General features: G+C 53.8%; 3 protein-coding genes. 2 read left to right on the top strand and 1 reads right to left on the bottom strand.

Translation table 11 applies throughout. The features are described from left to right. Positions 1-130: 130 nt before the first annotated feature. Positions 131-313, bottom strand: a complete 183-nt coding sequence (locus B2Y11_RS08240; RefSeq protein WP_291057979.1) for a hypothetical protein — start codon at positions 311-313, stop codon at positions 131-133. A gap of 98 nt (positions 314-411) precedes the next feature. On the opposite strand from B2Y11_RS08240, the gene B2Y11_RS08235 reads away from it, so the two are divergent. Next, entirely contained in the window at positions 412-2,256 is a 1,845-nt protein-coding gene (locus B2Y11_RS08235; protein WP_291057978.1) for an alkaline phosphatase, read from the top strand. A 30-nt stretch (positions 2,257-2,286) separates the two neighbouring features. After that, a complete protein-coding gene (locus B2Y11_RS08230; protein WP_291057977.1) occupies positions 2,287-2,718 on the top strand; it encodes a hypothetical protein in 432 nt (143 codons plus the stop codon). The last annotated feature ends 247 nt before the right edge of the window (positions 2,719-2,965 follow it).

The following is a 2,965-nucleotide window of genomic DNA, read 5'->3' as shown; positions in this document are numbered from 1 at the left end:
CGGCTGCTTGCTAGGCTTTGCCGGATCTGGGCTTTCACCAGACTATACTATACACGCCGAACTGGCGCACAACTTACGAACCCTTGGGCCGAAGGCCCATCCATCTTAAGAACCCTTCTACACAACCCTTCTACACAACCTGCCTGCGCCAGCAGGCCACAACCCCCACGGCGAAGCCGTGCCCCTTTGCGCCCAAAGGGCGCCCCCTCTGAACCATCAGGCTCCTCCCTTTCTTCTCCTTTACACAACCGGCAGAAATGTCAATTTTTTTATGATATTGGAAGTTTTCTAATTTTCTTTTTTCTTTCTCCATACAAATTTCTTTCTTTATCGTTGCAGGCTGTCTTTATGATGGAATGCAGAAACACAAAAGCATGGGATGAAGATTTCATCTATGGAAGGAGCAAAGGAATGAAGAAAACTTGGATGAAAGCAGCAGTTTGCGGTCTTTTGGCAGGAGGTGCCCTTTTCGGGGGTGTGTTTCCTTCTGAGGCAGCGGATATCCGGATTCTTCCGGTAGATCATGCCAAGTTCTGGGCAGGGGCCCGTTTTGATTTCGACGTGGAAGTGTCCAACGCAAAGAATCTGCAGAATGTGGATGTGAAGGTGAATGGCGTTCCGGCGGATAAGTTCTTCGGGAAGCCGGCGGTGACGAAGGATCTGGGAAACGGGGTGACTTCATACCGTATCGATGATGTGGATTTCCCGAAGGCCGGAAAAATAGCAGTGACGGTGAATGCAAAGGACAGCCTCGGCATTTCTTCTGCAGGAGCAGGTTATGAGGTGGTACAGGAGAAGGCGCAGAAGAGGGCGAAGAATGTGATCCTCTTCGTAGGCGACGGCATGTCCCTCCAGGCCCGTGAGGTGGCCCGCATTCTGTCCAAGGGCATGACCAACGGCAAGTACAATGATCTCCTGGCCATGGAGAAGCTGGAACATAACGCAGTGATTACCACCTCCGGCTACGATTCCCTGGTCACCGACAGCGCAAACTCCGCTTCCGCCTATGCGACAGGCCACAAGTCCGTGGTAAATGCCATGGGCGTGTATGAAGACTCCACAAAAGATCCCTTCGATGACCCGAAGGTGGAAAATATTTCTGAAATCCTGAAGCGCACCAGGGGCATGTCCATCGGTGTCATTACCCAGGCGGAATCCACCGACGCCACCCCGGCGGCTATGATCGGCCACACCAGAAGAAGGGCGAACCAGGATTTCCTGGCTAAAAGCTACCTGGATGATTATCACCGCCCCGACGTCATTATGGGCGGCGGGTCTTCCCGGTATCTCCCCAAGTCCGTACCCGGCTCCAAGAGAAAGGATAATGACAACATTATCCAGGATTTCAAGGACCTGGGATACACCTTCGTCAGCACTTCCAAAGAAATGAAGGCGGCGCCTTCCGACAAGCTACTTCTGGGGCTCTTCCACACCGGCACCATGAACGTATACATCGACCGTGAAATGCTGAAGAACCCGAAGGTACTGAAAGGCTTCGACGACCAGCCGAACCTGATGGATATGACGAAGAAATCGCTGGATATCCTGTCAAAGAACCCCAACGGCTTCTTCGCCATGATCGAAGGCGCCTCCATTGATAAGCAGCTCCACGTCATGGACTGGCAGCGGGCGGCTTACGATACCATCGAATTCGACAAGTCCATCGAATATGCGGAAAAATGGGCAAAGGAACATGGGGACAACACACTCATCATCGTTCTTGCAGACCACGCCCACGGGATTTCCATCAGCGGCACCTACCATGAAAGGGACGGCAGGAAGGGCACGGAAGCTGTCCGCGTTTACGCCAACTCCATTTTCCCCACCTTCAAGGACGCTGACCATGACGGATTCCCCGATAATCCGGATCCCGATGTGACACTGGCCATCCAGTACGCCAACCATCCGGAATACTATGAAAACTACCATTTCATGAAGACCCCCACCCCGCCGGCACTGGCTGTGAAGCAGACGAAGGAAGAGGCCGTGCAGAACGGCGACAAGGTGGAATACCATCAGGTATCCTCCGCTTCCTCCAAGGCCAACCCCGCCCGCATCCACCCCGGCGACCCGGCAGAACTCATGCCCGCCAACACACCGAAGGATGATCCCCAGGAATGCCATTCCGCTGATGACATCCTCCTCAATGCCGGCGGCCCGGGCTCCGAATATTTCCACGGCACCATGGACAACACGGAAGTATTCTTCGGCATGCTGAGAGCCCTGGGCATTGACGGCAATAAGAACAAAAAGTAATCAGGGAAATCCATTTCCCGGGATGAACCTATGAAACGCATTCTTTTGATTTCCTTTATGGCCCTGGCCCTGCTTTTGGGAGCGGTGCCGGCAGAAGCGGAAGAGTTATCCTTCGATGAAATTTATTCCGCCTGCTCTGCCGACGGGCTCACCTTCTCCGACAGGACAAGAAGCCTTGAAGGCGGCACGGTGACCGTGTCAGGCTATATGGCACCGCCGCTGACGCCGACCATACATTTCTTCGTGCTCACTGAAGTCCCTATGTCCGTCTGCCCCTTCTGTTCCAGCGACGCAGACTGGCCTGATAACATTATCGTCGTCAAAGTAGACGACCCCATTACTGCACTCTCCTACGATACCCCCATTACCGTTACAGGCACTCTGGAAATAGGCAGTGAGACCGACGAAGAAACCGGATTTGTGAGCCAGCTTCGGATCCGCGCGGATTCCATAGACAGCTGATTTCTCCTGCCGGCCCATCGTTTGACTTAAAAAGCACTGTCATGGTGCTTTTTTGCTGTGCGTATCATTTGAGGTCATGGGCTTTTGTGAGGGATTCGGCGCTTACCGGTATTCCCGAAGGTTGATGTGCACATCCTGCATAGGATGTGCAAGTCGGCCGAAGTTGGTCCTTAGCCTGCCCATGAAAGGGCCTTCCTTTTAGTCGGCCGACCGTGGTCTTTCGCCGCGAGGGTTGATGGCGCCGCCG

This window comes from Dialister sp. UBA1703 (assembly GCA_002320515.1).
Lineage (GTDB): Bacteria > Bacillota > Negativicutes > Veillonellales > Dialisteraceae > Dialister.
Note: the sequence above shows the minus strand (reverse complement) of the source record. Positions and strands in the feature narration are given on the sequence as shown.